Source organism: Rhizobium sp. RAF56, assembly GCF_052113965.1.
Taxonomy (GTDB): Bacteria; Pseudomonadota; Alphaproteobacteria; order Rhizobiales; family Rhizobiaceae; genus Rhizobium.
Window position 1 is genome coordinate 1 of record NZ_JBFRDU010000007.1, and the last position, 23,170, is coordinate 23,170.

Annotated in this window: 23 protein-coding genes; 16 read left to right on the top strand and 7 right to left on the bottom strand. The window is 62.8% G+C overall.

Annotation, left to right across the window (positions count from 1 at the left end):
- Positions 1–262: 262 nt before the first annotated feature.
- Complete coding sequence (locus tag AB4048_RS07450; RefSeq protein ID WP_442201295.1) at positions 263–1,519, bottom strand: serine hydrolase; 1,257 nt, start codon at positions 1,517–1,519, stop codon at positions 263–265.
- Between the two features lie 297 nt (positions 1,520–1,816).
- Here AB4048_RS07450 and AB4048_RS07455 point away from each other — a divergent pair, with 297 nt between their 5' ends.
- Positions 1,817–2,866, top strand: coding sequence for a polysaccharide deacetylase family protein (locus AB4048_RS07455; RefSeq protein WP_442201480.1), 1,050 nt, complete (start codon positions 1,817–1,819; stop codon positions 2,864–2,866).
- A 9-nt stretch (positions 2,867–2,875) separates the two neighbouring features.
- Here the strand turns inward: AB4048_RS07455 and pdxH are convergent, their stop codons facing one another.
- On the bottom strand, positions 2,876–3,496 hold the full coding sequence (pdxH, locus tag AB4048_RS07460) for a pyridoxamine 5'-phosphate oxidase (protein WP_442201296.1): 621 nt from the start codon (positions 3,494–3,496) through the stop codon (positions 2,876–2,878).
- A 60-nt stretch (positions 3,497–3,556) separates the two neighbouring features.
- Between pdxH and AB4048_RS07465 the strand changes: the two genes are divergently transcribed.
- The 4 genes from AB4048_RS07465 (at position 3,557) to AB4048_RS07480 (ending at position 7,111) form a co-directional block, all read left to right on the top strand.
- Positions 3,557–4,006, top strand: a complete 450-nt coding sequence (locus AB4048_RS07465) for an RT0821/Lpp0805 family surface protein (RefSeq protein ID WP_442201297.1) — start codon at positions 3,557–3,559, stop codon at positions 4,004–4,006.
- Between the two features lie 258 nt (positions 4,007–4,264).
- The gene (locus tag AB4048_RS07470; RefSeq protein WP_442201298.1) at positions 4,265–5,500 is read left to right on the top strand and encodes a DnaJ C-terminal domain-containing protein; all 1,236 of its coding nucleotides are present in this window, start codon (positions 4,265–4,267) and stop codon (positions 5,498–5,500) included.
- A gap of 122 nt (positions 5,501–5,622) precedes the next feature.
- Complete coding sequence (gene fabI, locus AB4048_RS07475) at positions 5,623–6,441, top strand: enoyl-ACP reductase FabI (protein WP_442201299.1); 819 nt, start codon at positions 5,623–5,625, stop codon at positions 6,439–6,441.
- A 76-nt stretch (positions 6,442–6,517) separates the two neighbouring features.
- Positions 6,518–7,111 (top strand): histidine phosphatase family protein, encoded by a 594-nt coding sequence (locus AB4048_RS07480; RefSeq protein WP_442201300.1) that lies wholly within the window; start codon positions 6,518–6,520, stop codon positions 7,109–7,111.
- Between the two features lie 9 nt (positions 7,112–7,120).
- On the opposite strand, the gene AB4048_RS07485 is transcribed toward AB4048_RS07480, so the two are convergent.
- Positions 7,121–7,381 (bottom strand): DUF1344 domain-containing protein, encoded by a 261-nt coding sequence (locus AB4048_RS07485; protein WP_442201301.1) that lies wholly within the window; start codon positions 7,379–7,381, stop codon positions 7,121–7,123.
- Positions 7,382–7,753: 372 nt separating this feature from the next.
- On the opposite strand from AB4048_RS07485, the gene aroC reads away from it, so the two are divergent.
- The gene (gene aroC, locus AB4048_RS07490; protein WP_442201302.1) at positions 7,754–8,851 is read left to right on the top strand and encodes a chorismate synthase; all 1,098 of its coding nucleotides are present in this window, start codon (positions 7,754–7,756) and stop codon (positions 8,849–8,851) included.
- Between the two features lie 11 nt (positions 8,852–8,862).
- Positions 8,863–9,963, top strand: a complete 1,101-nt coding sequence (gene ribB, locus AB4048_RS07495) for a 3,4-dihydroxy-2-butanone-4-phosphate synthase (protein WP_442201303.1) — start codon at positions 8,863–8,865, stop codon at positions 9,961–9,963.
- 170 nt (positions 9,964–10,133) lie between these two features.
- Here the strand turns inward: ribB and AB4048_RS07500 are convergent, their stop codons facing one another.
- Positions 10,134–10,484 (bottom strand): hypothetical protein, encoded by a 351-nt coding sequence (locus tag AB4048_RS07500; RefSeq protein WP_442201304.1) that lies wholly within the window; start codon positions 10,482–10,484, stop codon positions 10,134–10,136.
- Positions 10,485–10,549: 65 nt separating this feature from the next.
- Positions 10,550–11,740 (bottom strand): winged helix-turn-helix domain-containing protein, encoded by a 1,191-nt coding sequence (locus AB4048_RS07505; RefSeq protein ID WP_442201305.1) that lies wholly within the window; start codon positions 11,738–11,740, stop codon positions 10,550–10,552.
- Between the two features lie 96 nt (positions 11,741–11,836).
- Here AB4048_RS07505 and AB4048_RS07510 point away from each other — a divergent pair, with 96 nt between their 5' ends.
- The 3 genes from AB4048_RS07510 (at position 11,837) to AB4048_RS07520 (ending at position 13,900) form a co-directional block, all read left to right on the top strand.
- Positions 11,837–12,538: an energy-coupling factor ABC transporter ATP-binding protein gene (locus AB4048_RS07510; RefSeq protein WP_442201306.1), complete on the top strand. Its 702-nt coding sequence runs from the start codon at positions 11,837–11,839 to the stop codon at positions 12,536–12,538.
- Positions 12,538–13,140 (top strand): energy-coupling factor transporter transmembrane component T family protein, encoded by a 603-nt coding sequence (locus AB4048_RS07515; RefSeq protein ID WP_442201307.1) that lies wholly within the window; start codon positions 12,538–12,540, stop codon positions 13,138–13,140. Before AB4048_RS07510 ends, AB4048_RS07515 begins: the two co-directional genes overlap by 1 nt.
- 196 nt (positions 13,141–13,336) lie before the next feature.
- The gene (locus tag AB4048_RS07520; protein WP_442201308.1) at positions 13,337–13,900 is read left to right on the top strand and encodes a biotin transporter BioY; all 564 of its coding nucleotides are present in this window, start codon (positions 13,337–13,339) and stop codon (positions 13,898–13,900) included.
- Positions 13,901–13,909: 9 nt separating this feature from the next.
- On the opposite strand, the gene AB4048_RS07525 is transcribed toward AB4048_RS07520, so the two are convergent.
- Positions 13,910–14,311, bottom strand: coding sequence for an acyl-CoA thioesterase (locus AB4048_RS07525; protein ID WP_442201309.1), 402 nt, complete (start codon positions 14,309–14,311; stop codon positions 13,910–13,912).
- Positions 14,312–14,531: 220 nt separating this feature from the next.
- Here AB4048_RS07525 and AB4048_RS07530 point away from each other — a divergent pair, with 220 nt between their 5' ends.
- The 6 genes from AB4048_RS07530 (at position 14,532) to AB4048_RS07555 (ending at position 20,972) form a co-directional block, all read left to right on the top strand.
- Complete coding sequence (locus tag AB4048_RS07530) at positions 14,532–15,467, top strand: histone deacetylase family protein (RefSeq protein WP_442201310.1); 936 nt, start codon at positions 14,532–14,534, stop codon at positions 15,465–15,467.
- A 2-nt stretch (positions 15,468–15,469) separates the two neighbouring features.
- Positions 15,470–15,721 (top strand): exodeoxyribonuclease VII small subunit, encoded by a 252-nt coding sequence (locus AB4048_RS07535; RefSeq protein ID WP_442201311.1) that lies wholly within the window; start codon positions 15,470–15,472, stop codon positions 15,719–15,721.
- Positions 15,722–15,913: 192 nt separating this feature from the next.
- Entirely contained in the window at positions 15,914–16,837 is a 924-nt protein-coding gene (locus AB4048_RS07540; RefSeq protein WP_442201312.1) for a pirin family protein, read from the top strand.
- 114 nt (positions 16,838–16,951) lie between these two features.
- Complete coding sequence (dxs, locus tag AB4048_RS07545; RefSeq protein ID WP_442201313.1) at positions 16,952–18,871, top strand: 1-deoxy-D-xylulose-5-phosphate synthase; 1,920 nt, start codon at positions 16,952–16,954, stop codon at positions 18,869–18,871.
- Positions 18,872–18,975: 104 nt separating this feature from the next.
- On the top strand, positions 18,976–19,725 hold the full coding sequence (locus AB4048_RS07550; RefSeq protein WP_442201314.1) for a TlyA family RNA methyltransferase: 750 nt from the start codon (positions 18,976–18,978) through the stop codon (positions 19,723–19,725).
- Positions 19,722–20,972, top strand: a complete 1,251-nt coding sequence (locus tag AB4048_RS07555; RefSeq protein WP_442201315.1) for a class I SAM-dependent RNA methyltransferase — start codon at positions 19,722–19,724, stop codon at positions 20,970–20,972. The genes AB4048_RS07550 and AB4048_RS07555 overlap by 4 nt, the downstream gene beginning before the upstream one ends.
- Before the next feature lie 67 nt (positions 20,973–21,039).
- On the opposite strand, the gene mcpU is transcribed toward AB4048_RS07555, so the two are convergent.
- Positions 21,040–23,121 carry a methyl-accepting chemotaxis protein McpU gene (mcpU, locus tag AB4048_RS07560; protein ID WP_442201316.1) on the bottom strand — a complete coding sequence of 694 codons (2,082 nt, stop codon included), beginning with the start codon at positions 23,119–23,121 and terminating at the stop codon, positions 21,040–21,042.
- Positions 23,122–23,170 lie beyond the last annotated feature (49 nt).

Below are 23,170 nucleotides of genomic sequence, written 5' to 3' on the forward strand. Positions count from 1 at the left end.
TGAAAGACGCTATTGTTGTGCCGCACGGGGTTGATCCTCCTTCGTGTCCGAGATCGTCGCCAAACGCTCGAACACGAGTAGAATCAACACCGTGCACCATGTCTACACAAATTAAACCGGACAGCAGTGGCACAAGGCCGAGGATGACGACGCTTGCAGAGAGGGTTTCGTCAAAACTGACGGCGCCGTTTCGTTCTCACCCTCGGAACATCCAACTGCTCGGGCTCTGTGGCGGCCCGACCGGGACAAGCCGTCTTTACTCTCACCCCTGCCCCGGCAGCATCAGGCATTGGAAATCCTGCTTCTTCAGCGCGTTGCAGGCGGACGTTGCCGATTCGCGGCTATCGAAGCCGATGAAGCGGGCGCGGTAGACTTTCGAGCGTCCCTTGCCGACGACCTCGGTATAGGGCGATGCGTTGAGAAGGGCCGCACCCATCTGCGACTGTGCCTTGGCGAGTATCTCCTTTGCGGTCTTCGCGCTCGGGGTCGCCGCGATCTGCAGCTGCCAGCGGCCTGCATCCGGCTGGCCGGCGTTTTGGATTTCGTTCTGGACACCCGGAAGGTCGAGCGGCGCTGACGTGGCGGAGGCCGAGACGATCGCCTGCGCGATATCGTCGTGACGCGGCGCCGGCACCGGGATATTCGTTTGGCCGACGGAGGCGACCTCGACGGTCTTCGCCTTTGCTCGGGCGCCGTCGCTGGCGACCAGCGACTGGTCGCCCGATGACGAGGCATCCTTGATGTAGCGGGTGAGAAGAGATGCCATCTGGTTGTCGCGCGAGCGCGCCGTGCGGCCGCCCATGACGACGCCGACGAGGCGGCGGTTGCCGTCCCTCACCGCACTGACGATGTTGAAGCCGGAGGCGTTGGTATAGCCGGTCTTGATGCCGTCCATGCCGCGGAAGCGATACATCAGATTGTTATGACCGCGCACGGAACGGCCCGCATAGGTAAAGTTGCGCTGCGAGAACAGACGGTATTCGCCGGGAAAGTCGTTGATCAGCGCGATGCCGAGCGTCGACATGTCCCGCGCCGTCGTGATCTGGCGATCGTCGGGCAGGCCGGAGGCGTTGACGAAGACGGTGCGGTTCATGCCGAGCTGTCGCGCCCGTTGCGTCATCATGCGGCCAAAATTCTCTTCGCTGCCGCCGAGCGCCTCGGCCATCGCGGCCGCGGCATCGTTGGCGGACTTGACGATCATGCCGTTGACGGCATCGCGCACGGTGACGCTGCTACCGGGGCGCAGTCCGAGCTTGGTCGGCTTCATCGAGGCTGCATGAGCCGAAACCGGGATATTCGAATTCCAACCGAGCTTTCCGCGGTGGATGGCTTCGAACGTCATATAGAGCGTCATCATCTTGGTCAGAGACGCAGGATGATTGAGCGTATCAGCGTCATCGGCGGCCAGAACCCGGCCACTTTTGGCGTCCAGGATCAGATAGGCACTGCCGGCCAGGGTCGCGGCGGACGAGCCAAGCAGCACGACAGCGGCGGAAAGAGCCACCAGGATTTTTCTCATATCTGTCCCCAACCGTAGTAAAATGCATAATTCGTTGCGACGTCTTGTGCGTCTTTGCAACAGAGCCCGTTTTTAGCGCAATCTTGAGGCACCGCCTCGATAGGTTCTTAATTTTGCCATTGCTGGTAAAGGAACCACTAACGCGGGAACCTTCACCCCCTTTTAACAGGAGTTGAACGGCCTGGCACTATCCTCCGCTTCACGATTTTTCTCTCATTGCACTCGAACGAGATGACGGAGCCGGCATCCCTTTGCTACAAGGGAGGCGGCCGATTGGAGACTACCAGGGAGGGGACGATCAGAAGCGAATTGCGCAATCGCATCAGACGCACCGCCATTTCCGGCGGGCTGGAAGCAGCCTCGCTCCTGTCGTCCTTCGGGCTGATGCGAAGGGCCGGCGGATGCGGCGCGATTTTCACGCTTCACCACGTCAGGCCCTACGCACCGCGCCCGTTCGAGCCGAACCGGCATCTCGAGATCACGCCTGAGTTTCTCGAGCGTGCTATCCTGCGGCTGAAGGAAGAGGGTTATGTGTTCGCCGCGCTCCATACCCTGCCGGAGCGGATCGCCGCGAAGACAGGAGAGCGCTTCGCCGCTTTCACACTGGATGACGGCTATCGCGACAATCTCAAATACGCGCTGCCGGTTTTCGCCCGCCACGGCGTCCCGTTCACCGTCTATGTGACGAAAGGTTTTTGCGAGCGCACGCACAGTCTCTGGTGGCAAACGCTCGGTGACCTCTTCGGCCACGTCCGGCGCCTGAGCTTCGACTTTGGCCGGGGCGAGGAAAAGATCGACCTATCAACCGCGGATCGCAAGCAGCGCGCCTTCAAACTGTTCGCCGCCTTCGTCCACGGAACGGAAGAGACCCAGGCGGTTTCCCATATCGATGCTCTGGCGCGAAGGCATGGGATCGAGCCGCTCGAAATCGTGGAGGCGCTCGTCATGGACCGCACCGAGCTTCAGGCGCTTGCCGCACATCCGCTGGCTTCGCTCGGCGCACACGGCGTGACGCATCAGGCTCTCTCACGCCTGGATATCGGCAAGGCGGTCGCCGAGATGGCGGAGTCCGCCGATTATGTGGCGGGGGTCGCAGGCAAGCGCCCGACGAGCATCTGCTATCCCTACGGCACCCCCGAGGCCGCTGCCCGGCGAGAGGCCGAGCTGGCCGCCGATCTCGGTTTCGATCTCGCCGTCACCACCAGGCCCGGCGTGATCGCGCCCGCCGATCAGTCCAACCTGACGCTGCTGCCGCGGCTGTCGCTCAACGGTCACTACCAGAAGCCGCGCTACGTCGCAGCGCTCGGCTCCGGCATCGCGACGCGGCTGATGCGCCGCGGCGCCTGACCGCCGCCTTCAAGGATACATCCGCACCTTTTCCCAGGCACCGTCGGGCGTCGCGCGGCGAAACTCGATGCGGTCGTGCAGGCGGAACTTGCGGTCATGCCAGAATTCGATCGAAAGCGGCCGGATGCGAAAACCAGACCAGTGGCCCGGACGCGGAATGTCGCCGATGGCAAACCGCGCGGTATATTCGGCGACCGCCTTTTCCAAGGCAAAGCGGCTTTCCAGGGGGCGCGACTGCGTCGAGGCCCATGCGCCGATGCGGCTGCCGCGCGGCCGCGACTTGAAGTATTCGTCCGCCTCGGCGTCGCTGACAATCTCGACGGGACCGCGCAGCCGAACCTGCCGGCGCAGCGACTTCCAGTGGAAGCACATGGCGGCTTTCTTGTGGGAAAGGAGCTCGCGGCCTTTCTGGCTTTCGAAATTGGTATAGAACACGAAACCAGCCTGATCGAACCCCTTGAGGAGGACCATGCGGACGTTCGGTAAGCCATCTTCGTCCACCGTTGCCAGCGCAACCGCATTCGGATCGTTCGGTTCCGACGCCTCTGCGTCCTTGAGCCAGGACGCAAAAAGTGCGAAGGGTTGGCTCTCTTCGGTGAAGTCACCGCTTGTTAACTCGTTTTCCGACATAGTGGTTCAAAAGCCCCGCATTTGAAATTTGTTCAGTTTTTCAACCAAACGAAATAGACGGTGGATGTCATAGCAAAGTCGATCTTTCATACAAAGGGCCTCCGTGAAAAGAGCGCGCTTGCGGCTATTGCCGGGCTTGCTCTTTTCTCGCTGACCGGCTGCATGACCATGGATCTTTTTGGCGGCTCGAAGGTGGACAACAGCCTGTCGACAGGAACGGTTGCCGCGGCGGCTCCGCCCACCGAGGTATCGGACGAGGCGACCGTCAGAAACGCCGTCACGTCGGCGGACCTCAGCAAGCTCAACGGCCAGCCGCTTCCCTGGGCCAACGCCTCCACCGGCAGCGCCGGGGTCATCGACACCATCGTCGAAAATTCCGAGACCGGCGCAGTCTGCCGGCAGTTTCGCACGTCCCGGCATGCCTATGACGGCATTGCCACGTTCTCCGGCAAGACCTGCCTGGTGAACGGCAGCAACTGGCAACTCCTGAGCTTCCAGCAAAACGGCTAAGCATGCTTCCCAGCGCCGCCAGCCAGCGCTCGTGGTCAGACGGTTAACGCCATCGGCCTTCACCTCCTCAAATTTTAGCGATTGGATAACCATCCTCGCCGGTTGCCGCGCCACCGTAAGAACTGGTTAGCAACTGCTTCCCAAGATTGCGGTCCTACGCGTCCCTTGCTGCCGGTGGCAGTGTTCGGCGCGTCCATCATTTCGCGGACGGGCTGAGGAGACAGACGTTGCGCACCAAGAGACAGGCAGCCATCGACCATGCGCGATCCCTATAAGATACTCGGCGTGCCGCGTGATGCGGGAGCGGACCAGATCAAGGCCGCCTGGCGCAGCAAGGCCAAGTCCGCCCATCCGGATCACAATCCGGACGACCCGACGGCAACCGCGCGCTTCGCAGAAATCGGCCGTGCCTACGAGACGCTGAAGGACCCGAAAAAGCGCAGCCGCTTCGACCAGTTGGCCAGAATGGCCGAGGCGAAGAATGCGGCAAGGGCGGGAAACCAGACGATCATGCAGCAACGACAGGCGGCAGAGGCCGCCGCGCGCGATAAGGTCGCCCGCGCCGAAAAAGTCATGGAAGAACTTGCCCGGGCGACGGCACAGAAGGCCGCGGCCGCGGCCGCTGCCGAACGCGCGGCCGAGCCTCGCGCAGCCGCCGGCCCGAGCGCTGGAACCGTCCAGCCGGGAGTGCAGGCAGGCGCGCCTCAGGCGGCCGGTGCGCGCGAATCAGCCGAGGATATGGTCGAGCGTATATTCGGCGCCAAGCCGAACGCCGCGGCAGAGACGGTGGCAACGGCAACGGCAACTGCGGAAAAGCGCCAGGAAACCCCACGGCAATATGCCGAAGCAGTCGAGCAGCAGGAAGAGGTCGGCGAAACCGAAGCGGTTCTTGCCGCCGGCGGCATCGGCGCGATCATCGGGCGCCCTCCCCTTGCGATGCTGAGTTCGCTGGTGCGCCGTTTGACCGGCCAGGCGCCATCACTCGACAAGGCACCGGATATTGCCGCCGAAGCCACGCTTGCGATCGACGACATTCTCAAGGGCAACTGGATTTCCGTAACGCTCTCCGACGGGCGCGAGGTGCGCTTCCAGGCAGCACCCGGCATCAGCGACGGCCAGGTGGTTCGGCTCAAGGGCCAGGGCCTTAAACTGCAAGGTTTACAACGCGGCGACGTGGCGATCACGGTTCACGTCGAAGCCGAGAGCCGCTTCAGGGTGAAGGGTCTCGACGTCCATACCGTCTTGCCGCTGACGATCGAAAACGCCGTGCTTGGCTGCACGGCGTCGGTCGAAGGACCGAACGGCGAGATCGAGATCACCGTGCCTGCCTGGTCGGGATCCGATCATTCCATCCGCATCGAGGGCGCGGGCCTTGCGGATCTTGGCGGCGCCAAGGGCGATCTCATCGTCGAACTGAGGCTGATGCTTTGGGAAAAGCCGGACGACAAGGTAACCGATCTCATGCGCAGCATGAAGAACGGCCTGTTTCTGTGAAATTTTGGTGACACGCGCACCCTTTATTACGTTCCCTAACAGTTGATGATCTGTGCCATGCTTGAACGGTTGTTCGGCCTATGCCATAGGCAGGATCGTTCGAAAGTCCAAGGATACAGCACATGGCTCAAGCTACAGGCCTCATGGCAGGCAAGCGCGGCGTTATATTCGGCGTTGCAAACAATCGTTCCATCGCGTGGGGCATTGCCAAAGCCTGTTCGGAAGCCGGCGCCGAAATCGCGTTGACGTGGCAAGGGGATGCGCTGAAGAAGCGTGTCGAACCCCTCGCCCAGGAACTCGGCGCCTTCATGGCCGGCCATTGCGACGTTACCGATCCTTCGACGATCGACGATGTCATCAACGCGCTCGAGGCCAAGTGGGGCAAGATCGACTTCGTGGTGCACGCGATCGCCTTCTCCGACAAGGACGAACTGACCGGACGCTACCTCGAAACCAGCCGCGATAACTTCGCGCGCACCATGGACATTTCCGTCTATTCCTTCACCGCGCTTGCCCAGCGCGCCGAGCGCATCATGAACGACGGCGGCTCGATGATCACGCTGACCTACTACGGTGCGGAGAAGGTCATGCCACACTACAACGTCATGGGTGTCGCCAAGGCAGCCCTCGAAGCGAGCGTGCGCTATCTCGCCGTCGATCTCGGCAGCCGCGGCATCCGCGTCAACGCCATTTCCGCCGGCCCGATCAAGACGCTGGCCGCCTCCGGCATCGGCGATTTCCGCTACATTCTGAAGTGGAACGAGTACAATGCGCCGCTGAAGCGCACCGTTACCATCGATGAAGTCGGCAATTCCGCACTCTACCTGCTCTCCGACCTATCGACGGCCGTTACCGGTGAGATTCACCACGTCGATTCGGGTTATCATACCGTCGGTATGAAGGCGGTCGACGCGCCCGATATCTCCGTCCTCAAGGACTGACGCCGCCATCTTCGTTATCGCATCGTGCCGTGGCCGCTCAGCCCTTCTCGGCACGATGCCTGAGGAATTGTGATCCGTGCTTCTCTTTGCGATTCGTCACGGACAGACCGACTGGAATGCCGAGCGCCGGCTGCAGGGGCAGAAGGACGTCGACATCAACGATATCGGCCGGGCCCAGGCGCGCGGCAACGGCGCACAGCTTGCGGCAATCCTTGGCGCTCATCCTGAAGACTTCGATTTCGTCGCCAGTCCGCTTGCCCGCACGCGCGAGACCATGGAGCTCGTTCGGGCAGCCATGGGCTTGCCCCGCGACGGATATCGCACCGACGAGCGACTGGTCGAGGTTTCCTTCGGCAGCTGGGAAGGCCACACTCTGAGAGAACTGAAGGCCACGCAGAGGGAGCGAATCGACGAACGAAAGCGGTCGAAATGGGACTTCATTCCGCCCGGTGACTTTGCCGAAAGCTATGAGATCCTGTCCTGGCGCGTCGGCTCGTGGCTGCAATCGCTCGACCGTCCAACCGTCTGTGTCACGCACGGCGGCGTCATACGCGCCTTCTTCAGGCTTATCGCCGATGTCTCGAAGGAAGAGGCGGCGGAGATCGAGATCCGGCAGGACCGGATCCTGAAAATCGACCTGAAGCAAAAGGTCGTCGGCTGGGTCGAATAGGACCTGATATCACTGGACGATGTCGAGATCGTTGATGACGCGCTTGCCGTCCACTTCCGTGTAGAAAACCAGGACCTTCACACCGACCTCAAGCCCGTTGAAATCGAAATCCTCCGGCGTCTGATAAGTCTTGCCGTCGTCCAGCGTGATGCTCAGGCTTTTCGTATCCACCTTCTTGATGGTGGCCTCGACGTCAGCGCTCTCGGCAAAGCCCGCGACGGGCGCAAGGATGCTTGCAGCAGCCAGAAGAGTGGCGACGAAGAACCGCATCGGAAAAACCCTTTTTTGCTTATATAACAATGTCTCCCAGGGCATAGATAACTCCGTGAATATGGCGGAAATTGCCCGCAACAATGGTTTTTCCCGCCCAATTGATGAACGTTTGTTTACGCGTGATCAAGCCGTTACTGCCAGGTGCGCGGATTGCCGCGGATCTCGCTCGTGGTACTCTATTTCCCCATGCTCGGCCTGACGGCTCGCTTCCTTGTGCGTTGCATGGCAGGCATCCGCCGTCCGCCACGACCCCGGATGAAAGAAACGCTTTCATCGGACATGGGTTTTGGCCTATGAGTGTGCCGAATTTCGAGACGAAGGCGCGGTCGCCTAAATTAGAGGCCGGGCCGCAGTAATCCGGTCGGTTCCATGTCGCATAACAGCTTCGGTCACCTTTTCCGCGTCACCACCTGGGGCGAAAGCCACGGGCCGGCGCTCGGCTGCGTCGTCGACGGCTGCCCCCCGGGCCTGCGCTTTCGTCTGGACGAGATCCAGGCCTGGCTCGACAAGCGCAAACCCGGCCAGTCGCGTTTCGTCACGCAACGACGCGAGGACGACCTGGTCAAGGTGCTCTCCGGCGTCATGCTCGACGAGGACGGCGTGACGATGATCACGACCGGCACACCGATTTCGATGATGATCGAAAACACCGACCAGCGCTCGAAGGACTATGGCGAAATCGCCCGGCGCTACCGACCCGGGCATGCCGACTTCACCTATGACGTCAAATATGGAATCCGCGACTATCGCGGCGGCGGCCGCTCCTCGGCCCGCGAGACGGCGGCGCGCGTGGCGGCCGGCGGCATTGCCCGTCTCGTTGTCCCCGGCTTGACCGTCCGCGGCGCGCTCGTCCAGATCGGCAAGCACAAGATCAACCGCGCCAATTGGGACTGGGCCCAGGTCAACGAAAACCCCTTCTTCTCGCCCGACGCTGATATCGTGCCGGTGTGGGAGGAATATCTCGACGGCATTCGCAAGGCGGGCTCCTCGATCGGAGCGGTGATCGAGGTCGTCGCAGAGGGTGTTCCGGCCGGGATCGGCGCACCGATCTACGGCAAGCTGGACCAGGACATCGCCTCCTTCCTGATGTCGATCAACGCCGTCAAGGGCGTGGAAATCGGCAACGGCTTCGGCGCCGCCGAGATCAGCGGCGAAGAAAATGCCGACGAGATGCGCATGGGCAACGACGGCAAGCCGATCTTCCTTTCCAACCATGCCGGCGGCATCCTCGGCGGCATTTCGACCGGGGAACCGGTGGTGGCGCGCTTTGCCATCAAGCCGACCTCATCGATCCTGACCGAACGCCGCTCCATCGACGCCGACGGCAACAATGTCGATGTGCGCACCAAGGGTCGGCACGACCCTTGCGTCGGCATCCGCGCCGTGCCCATCGGCGAGGCGATGGTCGCCTGCGCGATTGCCGATCACTATCTTCGAGACCGCGGCCAGACCGGCCGGCTGAAATAAGGACTGCCTCCATGCCCTATGATCAAATACGCGTCGTCGATGCCATCCGCGCTTTCGAAGCCGGCGAGATCGTCGTTGTCATGGACGATGACGACCGCGAGAACGAGGGCGACCTTATCGTCGCCGCCGTTCATTGCACGCCGGAAAAGATGGCCTTCATCGTGCGCCACACCTCCGGCATCGTTTGCGCGCCGATGCCGCGCGAAGAGGCAAAGCGTCTGAACCTCAACGCGATGGTTGCGGAAAACGACAGCGCCCACACGACCGCGTTTACCGTCTCCGTCGACTTCAAGCACGGCACGACAACAGGCATTTCGGCGGACGACCGGACGCTGACGGTGCGCAATCTGGCAAACCCGAACGTCGGTCCGCATGATTTCGTCCGCCCCGGCCACATCTTCCCGCTGGTGGCGCGCGAGGGCGGCGTCCTGATGCGCTCGGGCCATACGGAAGCGGCCGTCGATCTCTGCCGCCTCGCCGGCCTGCCGCCGATCGGCGTGATCTGCGAACTCGTCAATGACGATGGTACCGTCACGCGCGGACCGCAGGTTACCGCCTTTGCCGAGGCGCACGGGCTGAAGTCGGTCTCCGTCGCCGACCTCATCGCCTACCGCCAGCGCAAGGAAACGCTGATCGAACTGGTTTCAAGCTTCGACATCGAAACGGCCTTCGGCAAAGCGCGCGCCCACACCTACTCCCTCCCCTGGGATCCGATGCAGCATCTGGCCGTCGTCTTCGGCGACATTCGCGACGGCGCGAATGTTCCTGTGCGTCTGCACCCGGAAAACGTCGCCGACGATCTCTTCGGCAAGCGCCGCCCGGTCGAGCGCTACATGGCCAAGATCGCCGAGGAAGGCCGCGGCGTCATCATCTATCTGCGCGAAGGCTCGGTGGGTGTCGGTCATCACGACAACGGCCGCAAGATCCGCCAGGACCGCGAAAGCCACGCAGAGGCGCAGAGCCGCGAGAACGAATGGCTGGAAATCGGCCTTGGCGCGCAAATCCTAAAGGATCTCGGCGTCAGCTCGATCAAGCTCCTGACGACGCGCGAGCGCCACTATGTCGGCCTGGAAGGGTTTGGCATCAAGATCGCGAAGACGGAACTCTGCTAGGTCACGGAACCCGCACTGGAATTCAAAGGCGCCGCACCGGCGCCTTTGCGTTATCAACTAACGCGCCTTGCCCCCATGAATATGACGGCCGGAGCGAAGCTTTAGGACAAGAACACCAAGAGCGACTAGGCAGAGAATGCCGCCGATCCACGTGTATGCATCGATGAAACTCATGTCTTGTCTTTCATATCCAGGATCGTCAACTCTGCTACAATATGTAGGAAGACACCCATCCATGTCCAGAACGATAGCCCCAACCATGGTATATCGTGAGGGGCCGAAGCCGGCGCCATGTTAAAAAAGACGCTGAGGCTGGGACCGATCGCACCCAAAACGCCGAATGTGAAGCAGGCGGTGGAAAGTCGATCCAGCGAGGCCGCTTGCAGCTTTTTCAATTCGTTCCGGACAGAATTAGGCTTTTCTTCTGTCCATGGATAGATCCAGTATTCATCGAGGTAGTTCCAGATCATCCTAGATTTAGTAACCCAAGTCTCCTTGAGCCAGCCCCAAAATCTGTTCATTCCGATCCCCAACGCAGCGCGGGCGTTGTGATATCACAACGATTGCAACCAATTCAACACAAAGACTAGTTGCGCCATCCGTCGAGAAAGACGACCCGTTCGACGCCTGAGAAGCGCGCGACGCGATCCAGCTCCGCTTCCAGCTTCTCCAATCGTCCGGCCGAGGCGCGTACGCCCGGCTCCAGCCACAACCGCCTGACGTCAAGCGTTCCGGCCTTGCGATTGGCCTTCATGTCGATGCGGCCGACGAGTTGGTCCCCTTCTAGCAGCGGGAAGACATAGTAGCCGTATTCCCGCTTGGGCTCGGGCACGAAGACCTCGATGCGATAGACAAAGCCGAAGAGCCGTTCGGTGCGGTTGCGGTCGCGCAGCGTCGGGTCGAACGGGCTCAAGACTCTCAGACGCCCCGGCGCCTCGGGATGGTCGTCAAGCGTCGAGGGAAAGTCGGCAAAGGCGACCGAGGCGCGCGGCTTGCCCGCGCCGACCGGCTCGACCAAGACGTCGCGCAGTTCGCCACGATGCGCCTCGACCCAGGCTTTCGCCTCCTGAGGGCTGACGAGATCCCAGAAGGCGGCGATCTCGCCCGAGGTCGCAAAGCCCAGCCGCTCCAGCGCGCTGCGGCAGGCCCAATCGACGAAACTTGCGTGATCGACCTCGCCGGCGCGGAACTCGGCCGGCAGCACACGCTCGGCAAGATCGTAGACCTTCTGGAAATTCATGCGGCGCGCGATCGCGAACTTGCCTGTCCGCCAGAAATATTCGAGCGCCGTCTTGTTCGGATGCCAGTTCCACCAGCCGCCGGAGACATGTCCGTCCATCTTCACTTCGCGGGCCATGATCGCGCCGTCGCGCGCGACGCGCTCAAAGGTTTCCTCGAAGCCGGAATGGAAATCCTCGCCGTGCCATTTCCGCCAGCGCTCGAGGATGGCCTCCTCTTCGCGGCGGAATTTGTGCTTCCAATAAATGAAGAAGGCGCTCGGCAGGATGGCCGCGTCATGCGTCCAGTGTTCGAACAGCGTCCCGTCCTTCTCGAGAAGCTCGGTCAGATGTTCGCGGCGATAGGTCTGGTTGCGGGAAAACAGGATTTGATGGTGTGCACGCTCCACCACCTGGATGCTGTCGACCTGGACGAAACCGATGTCGTGAATGAGCTTGAGCAGCCCCGCCTTGGTCAGGGCGCGGTTTGGAGGGCCTGCAAGCCCCTGCCTTGAGAGGAAGACACGGCGGGCGTCGCGATTCGAAAGCAGATAGGTCATGGCATCAACATAGGCTTTTATTCCCAGCGTTTCAAATCCACTCCATTCGCATTTCCCTCGCCGGCGTTAGCGTCTATAGGACGGCTGAGCGTTCGAATGCTTGACCTACAGAGGCTTGAATTGAATATCCGCTTCGAGAATGCCGGCGTAAGCTTCGGGCCGCGGGTCGCGCTGCATCCGTTGAGCCTCACGCTTGAAGAGCGGCGCGTCGCTGTCATCGGCCTCAACGGTTCCGGCAAGACAACCTTCGCGCGGCTGATCAACGGTTTGACCAAGCCCACCGTGGGCCGCGTCGTCGTCGACGGTCTCGATACCGCGACCGAGCAGAAGTCCGTGCTCGGCACCGTCGGTTTCATTTTCCAATCGCCGCAAAACCAGATCATTCTGCCGATCGTGCGCGACGACATCGCCTTCGGATTGAAGAACCGCGGGCTTGGCAAGGCCGCGATCGACGCTGCAGTCGACGGCATTCTCGACCGCTTCGATGTCCGCGACCTCGGCAGCCGCCGCGCCCATGAGCTCTCCGGCGGCGAACTGCAGCTGGCCGCTCTGTGCTCGGTGCTCGTCACCTCTCCGAAAGTCCTCATTCTCGACGAGCCCACCAACCAACTCGACTTGAAGAACCGGGCGCTGGTGGAGCGGACGATCGCCGGCCTCACGGAGAGCGTCATCGTCATCAGCCACGATCTCGAGCTGATCGAGGGTTACGAGCGCGTGCTGGTCTTCGATCGCGGCCGGCTCGCAGCCGATGCGCCTGCGGCCGAAGCAATCTCTCGCTACCGGGAGATTGCGGCCTGATGCGCACGCTTCATGTCGAGGGCAACAGCTGGATGCATCGGCTGCCGACGCGCGCCAAGCTCTTGGCGCTTGCCGTTTTAAGCGTGGCACTTTTCCTCACCGGCAGCATTCCGTTTCTCGCGCTTGCGGCTGCCGCATCGGCCTTCCTCCTTGTGCGTACCGGACTTTCGCTGGGGGAGATCCATCGGCGTTTGCGACCGGTCTTCCTGACCATCGTCGTCGTGGCGCTCTTCAGCCTCGTGTTCAATCCGCCGCATATCGCGGCCGTTGCGGTTCTGAGGCTGACCGCGCTCGTTTTGTTTGCAGCAAGCGTCACGGCGACGACGACGATCGCGGCCTTCATCGACGAGACGACGGCGCTGGCCCGGCCGCTCGAAAAACTGGGCCTGCTTCGCGCCGCCGATATCGGCCTTGCCGTTGGTCTCGTCATCCGCTTCGTTCCCGAAATTCTAAATCGCCACCGCGCGATCCGCGAGGCACACGAGGCGCGCGGTCTGAAACTGCGCTGGACGACGACGCTGGTGCCGCTCGTCATCCTGACCCTTCGCGATGCCGACGATATCGCAACGGCAATTGACGCCCGCGGAATTCGGCGTCATTGAACATGAGAATCATTCGCATTTAACGATTCGAGGGCTCGCGGGCAGTCACACCTGGCCAGCGCGACCCGAGGGAGGAAGGCTATCGGCCCGATACCGTCGTGGAGGACAGCGCAGCCACCGCCGACGGATTGCTCTGGCGGCAAGGGCGGCCACGGCCGCGGCAAGTAGACCAATCGAACATCAGGAGCAGCATGGCATGACCACCCGCGACCTCGTTCTCTCATCGCTCTTTGCGGCAATCATCGTGGCGCTGGGCCTTCTGCCACCGATCACCCTTGGCATCATTCCGGTACCGATCACGGCGCAGTCGCTCGGCGTTATGTTGGCAGGCGTGGTGCTTGGCGCGCGTCGCGGGGCAATTGCTGCCTTGATCGTCATCGCGCTCGTGGCGATCGGCCTGCCGGTCCTGTCGGGTGGACGCGGCGGTCTCGCCGTCTTCGTAGGTCCGACGGCCGGCTTCCTGATCGGCTGGGTTTTCGCCGCCTTTGCGACGGGCTTTCTCTCCGAACGCCTGGTCGGCCAGGAACAATCCGGCCTTGTCCAAGGGGTTAGCTTTTTCCTCTCCGCCGCCATCGGCGGTATCGTCGTTCTCTACGCCTTCGGCATCGCCTATCTGGCGTTTGCGGCCAACATCAGCTTGGAACAGGCTTTTGTCGGATCGCTTGCCTTCATTCCCGGAGACGTCATCAAGGCGGTGATCGCCGCGCTCGTCGGCCGCGCGGTGATGGTAGGCTATCCGCTCCTGCCGCAGCGCGGCTAGAACATTTCCTCATTCCAGGTAGGTGTAGAGCCAGTCGCGGGTATCTTCGGGAAGTGCCACCGGCTCATGCTCGTCGCCGTGGACGGCCTGCCAGACGATCTCAACCTCGGCCGCCAATTCGTTGGCGGTCTCCACCTCGACGATGAAGCCGACCGACTTGCCGCCGATCTTGTTGATGCTGACGGTGAAGGTGGCGAGATCATCGAGACGCAGGGGCCGATGCAGGGAGCAGGACGCCTTGCTGGCGACATAGGCAGGCTCTTCCTCGACGAATGGTCGGCTTCGCCAGAAGTTCGCCAGCGCCGTCTCCGCTTCGGCGAAGTACGAGGCTAGAAACATCTGCCCATGCCGGTCGATATCACGAGGCGGAACCCGGACAGCCGTTACGTCTGCTCTATCAACATCACTCATTTCACTACTCCGGCCATGAATGCCGTAACTTAACAAAAGCTTAAGCACTGCCTTCCGGGAAGTAAACCGAAAGCCTGCGGTTGTGGTTAAGAGTGGACGATTGACATTGTAGTGTCATGCCCCATGTGCGATTGATCGAGAGATACCGCCTGCCGTGCGTCATCGTTTTCGCGACAGACGCGGTAGCACCTTCAAATCTGCGCATCGATAGGCCGCCCGCATGCGAACGCGTCTCTACGAACACCCGATCTTCCTTGAGCATATCACGCCTGCCGGCCACCCCGAGCGGCCGGATCGGCTGCGATCGCTGAACATCGCGCTCGAACATCCGAATTTCCATGGGCTCGATCGGCGCGAAGCACCCCAGGCAAGCGAGGATGCCTTGCTGCTCGCGCACCCGGAGGAGCACCTGCGGCACGTCATGCGCTCGATCCCCGAGGAAGAAGGCGTCATCAACCAGCTCGAGGCCGACACCTATGCAAGCGTAAAGTCGCTGCAGGCGGCGCTCACCGGCGTCGGCGGCGCGATTGCCGCCGTGGACGACGTCTTTTCAGGTGCTGCGGAAAACGTCTTCGTTGCCTCCCGCCCGCCCGGTCACCATGCGGAAAAAGCCACCGCCATGGGCTTTTGCTTCTTCAACAATGCCGCGATCGCCGCCCGCCACGCCCAGCGGAAATACGGCGCCGAGCGCATTGCCATCGTCGACTGGGATGTCCATCACGGAAACGGCACGCAGGACATATTCTGGGACGATCCCTCTGTCCTCTTCTGCTCGACACACCAGATGCCGCTTTATCCCGGCACAGGCGCCAAGGACGAGACCGGAACGCGCAACAACATCGTCAACGCCCCCCTCTCCCCCAACAGCGGCAGCGATCATTTCCGCGAGGCCATCAAGTCGCGCGTGCTGCCTCGGCTTGCCGATTTCCGGCCCGACCTCATCATCATTTCGGCGGGTTTCGACGCGCACCACCGCGATCCGTTGGCGCAGATCAACCTGGTCGGCGAGGATTTCGACTGGGCAACGGGGCGAATTCTGGAAGCGGCCGACCGCAGCGCCAACAACCGGGTCGTCAGCCTGCTCGAAGGCGGCTATGATCTCGAGGGCCTGGCCGAATCGGCGGGGCTTCATATTCTGCGCATGATGAAAGGTTGACGATGAGCGAGGCTGCCCGTCCTGACGTATCCGGCTACTCCTTCGAAAAGGCGGTCGCCGAACTCGAAAGCATCGTGGCGCGGCTGGAGCGCGGCGATGTGGCGCTCGACGAATCCATCGAGATCTACGAGCGCGGCGAGGCACTGAAAAAGCATTGCGAAGCGCTGCTCTCCGCCGCCGAAAACCGCATCGAAAAGATCCGGCTGGACCGCGCCGGCAAGCCGCAGGGCGCCGAGCCGCTGGACGGGCAATAGGCCGTCGCGGCATTCGTGCGCGTTATTTTCCAAGGACGTAGGCTTCCCCGCCCCACCTGTCGTGAATTTTGCGCCGCACTCGGTTAAGGTTCGCACACGGCGAAGATTCCGCTTAAGCTCAGACGCCATTCCTGTTCTTCTTGCCCAGCTCTGAGTTGTTCCTGAATTTGTGCCGACTGAGGAGAACCGTCCATGTCCTTCTTTCCCGGAAAAGACCCCATGCCTGGCGACGCTTTCGCCTGCGACGCCATCGAGCACCTGATCGTTCCGCGCACCGCCGATCTCGGTGGGTTTTTCGTGCGGCGCGCGCTGCCTTCGAGCAGGCGGCGGCTTGTCGGTCCCTTCATCTTCTTCGATCGCATGGGGCCGGCGGTGCTGCGCGCCGATCAGGCGGTGGACGTCAGGCCGCATCCGCATATCGGCCTTTCCACCGTCACCTATCTTTTCGACGGTGAGATCCGCCACCTCGACAGCCTCGGCACGGAAAAAGTCATCCGCCCCGGCGACGTCAACCTGATGACGGCGGGGCGCGGCATCGTTCATTCGGAACGTACACCGGAAAATCTGCGCGGGCATCCACTCGCCATGTCCGGCCTTCAGACGTGGCTGGCGCTGCCCGACGCGAAGGAAGAAATCGATCCGGCCTTTGCCCATACCGAGAAAAGCGAGATGCCTCTGATCGATATCGACGGCGCGAAGGGTCGCGTCGTCATCGGCAGCTTCGAAGGCCTGACCTCGCCCGTCAAAGTCTTTTCCGACACGCTCTATGTCGATCTGAGCCTCGAACCGATGAGAACGTTTCCCTTCGGCGCCGGGCATGAAGAGCGCGCGCTCTACATTCTTTCCGGCTCGCTGATTGTCGCGGGCGATCATTTTGCCGCCGACCAGCTCCTGGTTTTCCGTCCGGGCGATGCGATCACGCTTGAGGGCGGGCCCGAAGGCTGCCACGTGATGCTCTTCGGAGGCGCGGCGCTCGGCTCCAAGCGGTACATATGGTGGAACTTCGTTTCCTCCTCCAAGGAACGCATCGAGCAGGCCAAGGAGGAGTGGCGCACCGGCCGTTTCGACATCGTCCCCGGCGACGAGGAGGAGTTCATTCCTTTGCCCGCGGATTGAAGTTGTTTTAGGATAGCGCGCCCGCGAACTTGAATTCGTCTTCTTTCGTCGCAATCTATTTTGCGGTAAAGGCGGGCGGCCCGCCCAAGAACAGCAAGAAAGAGGCTCCAGCCCGTGACACCATTGCCCGAGACGCCCCTGCTGGACCAGGTCCACGTTCCGTCCGACCTGCGAAAGCTGGAGGATCGCGAGCTGCCGCGGCTCGCCCGCGAATTGCGCGACGAGATGATCGATGCGGTGTCGCGCACCGGTGGGCATCTCGGCGCGGGCCTTGGTGTCGTCGAGCTTACGATTGCCATTCACAAGGTATTCGACACGCCGGATGACCGGCTGATCTTCGATGTCGGCCACCAGTGTTACCCGCACAAGATCCTGACCGGCCGCCGCGACCGCATCCGCACGCTGCGCCAGGAGGACGGGCTTTCCGGCTTCACGCGCCGCGCCGAGAGCGAGTACGACCCCTTTGGGGCGGCCCACTCCTCCACCTCTATTTCCGCGGGTCTCGGCATGGCCGTTGCCGCCGATCTCGCAAAGAACGACCGCAAGGTGATCGCCGTCATCGGCGACGGCGCGTTGTCGGCCGGCATGGCCTACGAAGCGCTGAACAATGCCGGCGCGCTCGACGCCCGCCTGATCGTCATCCTCAACGACAACGACATGTCGATCGCGCCGCCGACGGGCGCCATGAGCGCCTATCTCGCCCGCCTCGCCTCCGGCCGCACCTACATGGGCTTCCGCGACTTCGGCAAGAAGCTGACCGCCTATCTCGGCAAGAATGTCGATCGCGCCATCACCCGTGCCGTGGAGCACGCGCGCGGCTACGTGACCGGCGGGACGATGTTCGAGGAAATGGGCTTCTATCATATCGGCCCGATCGACGGTCATTCCTTCGAGCACCTACTGCCGGTGCTGCGCAATGTTCGCGACAATGCCCGCGGCCCGGTGCTGATCCACGTGGTGACGCAGAAGGGTAAAGGCTACCCACCTGCCGAGGCGGCCGCCGACAAGTATCACGGCGTCAACAAGTTCGACGTCATTACCGGCGCGCAGGCGAAGGTGAAGCCGAATGCGCCGAGCTATACCAGCGTCTTTGCCGACGCCCTCGTGCAGGAGGCGAGCCTCGACGACAAGATCGTCGGCATCACCGCAGCCATGCCGAACGGCACCGGCCTCGATAAGCTGCAACAGGTATTTCCGTCACGCTGCTTCGACGTGGGTATTGCCGAGCAGCATGCCGTGACCTTCGCCGCCGGGCTTGCCGCGGAAGGCTACAAGCCATTCGCCGCCATCTACTCGACCTTCCTGCAGCGGGCCTACGACCAGGTGGTGCACGACGTCGCGATCCAGGGATTGCCGGTGCGCTTTCCGATCGACCGCGCCGGCTTTGTCGGTGCCGACGGGCCGACGCATGCAGGCTCCTTCGACACGACGTTCCTCGCCACGCTTCCGGGCTTCGTGGTCATGGCCGCCGCCGACGAGGCGGAACTCAAACACATGGTGCGCACGGCCGCCGCCTATGATGCCGGCCCCATCTCCTTCCGCTACCCGCGCGGTGAAGGGGTTGGCGTGGATTTGCCGGAGCGCGGCGAAATCCTAGAGATCGGCAAGGGCCGCATCGTCAAGCAGGGCTCCAAGGTGGCGCTGCTCTCGTTCGGCTCGCGCCTTGCCGACAGCCTGGCTGCGGCAGAGGAACTCGATGCCGCCGGCCTTTCGACCACCGTCGCCGACGCGCGGTTTGCCAAGCCCCTCGATCATGCGTTGATCCGGCAGCTTGCCCGCCATCACGAGGTACTGATTACCATCGAGGAAGGTGCTGTCGGCGGCTTCGGCAGCCACGTGCTGCAGTTCCTCGCCACCGAAGGCCTGCTCGACAACGGATTGAAGATCCGCTCGTTGGTCATGCCTGATATCTGGATGGAGCAGGCCAAGCCCGAAGCGATGAATGCGAGGGCAGGTCTCGACCGCGCCGGCATCGTATCGACTGTCTTCCGCGCCCTCGGCCAGAAACAGATCGGGCTCGGCGCGGCCGGCTGACATTCGGCCGAGCGCCACCCCTCGCCTTGCCCTGCGGGGCGATATTTGACGCCTGCTTCGCAAAGAGCCTTGCCACGACCGCCGCAAACGGCCATGACGGGCTCATGTCCACTCCCAAACCCAGCCACAGGCTTGACCAGTTGCTTCTCAACCGCGGTCTCGTCGCCAGCCGCTCTCGCGCACGCGACGCCGTCCAGCGCGGGACCGTGACGGTCAACGGCCGTATCGTCACCAAGCCGAGCGCCGCATTTCCTGAAGACGCCGCGATCACGATTGACGACCCGGCGCAGGACTACGTCTCGCGCGCGGCGCTGAAACTCGTGGCGGCTCTCGACCATTTCGAGCTCGATCCGGCGGGACAACACTGTCTCGACGTCGGCGCCTCGACCGGCGGCTTCACGGAGGTTCTGCTGCAGCGAGGTGCGAGCCATGTGACCTCGATCGACGTGGGCCACGACCAGATGCATCCGCGCATCGCCGCCGATCCGCGCATCACCAACATCGAAGGGTTGAACGCGCGCAACCTGACGGAGGCCGACATCGGCCAGCCCTTCACTTTTCTCGTTTCGGACGTCTCTTTCATTTCGCTGAAGCTCGCATTGGCGCCAGCGCTGAGACTTGCCGAGCGAGCCGCTCGCTGCGTGCTTCTGGTCAAGCCGCAGTTCGAGGCGGGCCGCGAGGCGATTGCCAAATCCGGACTGCTCAAGGATCCGGCAAGCGCCCCTTCGGTCGCGGCTGAGCTGGAGCGCTGGCTGGTCGAGGACATGGGCTGGCACAGCCTTGGCCTCATCCCTTCGCCGATCGCCGGCGGCGACGGCAATCAGGAATATCTTCTCGCAGGAACCAAGCCATGAGCACGGAAACCATCACCATCAGCAGGCTCGGCGCGCAGGGCGACGGCGTCGCCGACAGTGCCGGCGGACCTGTCTACGTTCCATTCGCGCTGCCTGGCGAAACGGTCGCCGTGGCGCGGGTGAAAAACCATGGCACGCTGATGTCGATCACGGCTCCGTCGCGGGACCGGCAGGCGCCCGCCTGTCGCCATTTCGGCCCTGATGGCCTCAACGGCACCTGCGGCGGCTGCACGCTGCAGCATTATGCGGATGCGCCCTATCGCGCCTTCAAGCGCCAGCTCGTCATCGACGCGCTGCGATCAAAGGGCCTGACGCCTGAGGTAGATGACATCATTCCGGCCGCTCCCGGCGAGCGACGGAGGGTGGTGTTTGCAGCGCGCAGGACCGAGAAGGATATGCTGATCGGCTTCAACCAGGCCGAAAGCCACCACATCGTCGACATCGAGGAATGTCCCATCGCCTCGGCGGCAATTCTTGCGCGCCTGCCGGCGATCAAGGCGGTGGCGCAGGCGCTGGCGACCAGTGCCGAGCCCTTTCGCCTGACCGTCATCGAAACGGCTGCGGGGCTCGACCTTGCCGCCGACGGTATCAAGAGCCTGACCGACGCCCAGCGCCGACGCACGGTGGAAACCGTGCTCGGCACGAAAGGCATCGCACGTGTCGCGCTGAACGGCGAGATCCTGGTCGAGCACCAAAAGCCGATCATCGATTTCGGCGGAATTCAGGTATCTCCTCCGCCAGGCGCGTTCACCCAGGCGACGAAGCAGGCAGAAGATGCGATGGCAGCGCTCGTGACGGAGCATGTCGGCAATGCCAAGCGCATCGCCGACCTGTTCGCGGGTGCCGGCACCTTTTCGCTCAGACTGGCGCGCACCGGTCGAGTGCACGCGGTCGAGGCAGAGGAGAAGGCGCTGCAGGCGCTTGATCACGCCGCGCGTATGACGCAGGGCCTGAAGCCGGTCACGGTCGAGCGGCGCGATCTTTTCCGCAGACCGTTGATGGCGCAAGAGTTGAAAGCCTTCGATGCCGTGGTGTTCGATCCGCCGCGCGCGGGCGCCGAATTCCAGTGCAAGGAACTGGCGCGATCGAGCGTGAAGAAGATCGTGGCGGTGTCCTGCAACCCGCTGACGCTTGCCCGCGATCTCGCCATTCTGGTGGAAGCCGGCTACAGCATCGGCAAGGTCACGCCGATCGACCAATTCCTCTGGACCTCCCATGTTGAAGTGGTGGTGGCGCTGCAGAAATAACGCAGCGGTTTATCTGACAAAGAATGCCCGCGGCGAGCGCGGGCATTCTGTTGCTATCGCTTTTTGCTCAGGCGGCGCGGCGTTCGCGGGTGGTGCGGTCGTCGGCCAGCTTGAACTGGGCGAGAAGCTGCATGAGCTTTTCAGCCTCGACGGCGAGACCGTGGCTGGCTGCCGTCTGTTCCTCGACCATCGCGGCATTCTGCTGCGTGCCCTGATCCATGGCGTTGACCGCGGTGTTGATCTCGTTGAGGCCTGTGGACTGCTCGCGCGTGGCCGTCACGATGGCGCCGACGTGGCTTGCGATCTCCTGCACCTGGGTGGCGATGGCCTGCAACGCCTTGCCGGTATCGCCGACGAGGGCGACGCCGCTGCGTACCTGGGTGTTCGACGCGGTGATCAGCGCCTCGATCTCCTTGGCGGCCTTGGCGGAACGCTGCGCAAGCTCGCGGACTTCCTGTGCGACGACCGCAAAGCCCTTGCCTGCCTCGCCCGCACGCGCCGCCTCGACGCCGGCATTCAGCGCCAGCAAGTTGGTCTGGAAGGCGATGTCGTCGATGACGCCGATGATGTCCGAGATCTTTTCCGACGACTGCTGGATTTCGGTCATTGCGCTCACCGCCTTGCCGACGATGTTGCCGGACTCTTCAGCGCCGGAGCGGGCGCGCGACACGAGCCCACCGACCTCTTCGGCGCGGCGCGCGGTATCCTTGACCGTCGTGGTGATCTCCTCGAGGGCGGCCGCGGTTTCCTCGACCGAAGCTGCCTGCTGCTCGGTGCGGCGGGCAAGGCCGTCCGCGGCATTGCGGATTTCGCTGGCACCGGCATCGATCGTATGGGCGTTGGTACCGACTGCGGCGAGCGCGGCATGCAGGCGCGCCACGGCGGCGTTGTAGTCTACGCGCAGGCGATCGAGATGCGCGGCGAAGGGACGGTCGAGGCGATGGCTGAGGTCGCCTTCAGCCAGAGAGCCAAGCGCGCCAGCCAGATCTTCGACTGCCTGCTGGGTTTCGCCCGCCTCGCGGGCCTTCTGCGCCTCGCGCTCGCGGCGATCCTTTTCGCTCATCGCGCGGCCACTTTCAGCCTCGCCCTCGAGACGCTCACGCTCGATCGCGTTGCTGCGGAAGACGGCGACCGCAGCGGCCATGGAGCCGATCTGGTCGGTGCGCTCCTGCCCGGGGATCTTGGTATTGAGATTGCCTGAAGCAATGGTCTGCATCGCGGCCGTCATGTCGGTGACGGGGCGGATGACGAGACTATGCAGCAGCCATGCCATTGCGCCGATCATCAGGGCAACAGCGAGAAGCGTCGCAACGATTGCCGCCACGCGGAATTCGCCGAGCGAGGCAAACGCCTTGTTGCTGTCGACGACGAAGCCGAGATACCAGTCGACCGAGGGCAGCCCCGAGACCGGAACGAAGCTCACGAGAACCGGCTGACCGCCGAACTCCGTCGCGGTCAGGCCACCGCCGATCGTCGGCGTCGCCTGAGGGAAGGCATCGGCGAGCGTCTTGGTCACCAGCTTGGCGTCGGGATGGATGACGATCGTGCCGCTCTTGTTGACGAGGAATGCGGTGCCGCGGCCGCCGAGATCGATCGACTTGATCATGGCGACCATGGTCTGCAGCGAGAAGTCGCTGGCTACAACGCCGCTGAGCTTGCCACTGTGCTGAACCGGAACCGCGGCACTGACGATCAGGTCGCCCGAGGAGGCGTCGACGTAGGGATCCGTCAGGATAGGTGCGCCGGCCTTCACCGCGTCCTGATACCACGGCCGTTTGCGCGGGTCATAGTCGGAGGGCAGCGGGATATCGGGGAACGACGTCATCTTGCCCTGCTCGTCGCCGAAATAGGTGCTGACGAATTCCTTGGCAAGCACGTCGTTGGTCAGCACGCCGACAACGCTCGCCTGATCGGTCGTGTGCGAGATCCCGTTGGCGACGGCAGCGGTCAGCGTGACGCGGCCGTTCATCCAGTTTGCGAGGCTGTTGGCGGCCTGTTTGCCTGATGATGCGATGCTGTCCTCGATGGCAGCGGTCGTCACCGTGCGCTGGACATTGTAGATGTAGGCGGAAAAGGCGGCGAAGGCCACCAGTACGACGATCGATGCGGCAAGCAATATGCGCGTCATCAGGTTCGTTTTCTTCGGCACGGAAATTCCTTTCGCGACCCACGCGCCGCACGCGATCGTGCCGTCCGGA